Origin of the sequence: Micrococcus sp. HMSC067E09 (genome assembly GCF_001812555.1) — a bacterium.
In the GTDB taxonomy this organism is placed as follows: Bacteria; Actinomycetota; Actinomycetes; order Actinomycetales; family Micrococcaceae; genus Micrococcus; species Micrococcus lylae.
In genome coordinates this window covers 1-375 of record NZ_KV809447.1, presented here as the reverse complement: position 1 = coordinate 375, position 375 = coordinate 1, and the positions used below count along the sequence as shown (strand labels likewise).

Below are 375 nucleotides of genomic sequence, written 5' to 3'. Positions count from 1 at the left end.
CAGCCCTGCCACTAAGTCTGACGCGCGACACTTCCAGACCACTGGTGCAATGATCCCGTTCGAGTCACGCCTCGAAGCCCTGTTCCTGATGGCCGCCGACCATGCACGCGATGTCGTTGGAATCTCGGCACAGCCCTTGGGTTTGCTGTGGCCGCACGGTACTCAGGGCCGCCAGAGCCACGTTCCGGACTTCTTTCTGCGGCACGCCAATGGTGATGGAACCGTCGTGGATGTGCGGGCCGCCGCATACGTGGAGAAGTCTCGGGCGCAGTTTGATGCGACTGCTGAGGTGTGTGAGGGGGTTGGGTGGAACTATGAAGTGTGGTCCGGACTCGACCGCCACCACAGGGCGTGTCAACTTGTCTGTGTAAGCGG

The 375-nt window shown here is 61.6% G+C and carries 1 pseudogene; it reads left to right on the top strand.

Annotated elements, in window-relative coordinates:
• Nucleotides 1–49: 49 nt before the first annotated feature.
• Nucleotides 50–375: pseudogene (locus HMPREF2863_RS12190) on the top strand (hypothetical protein); the annotation flags it as partial.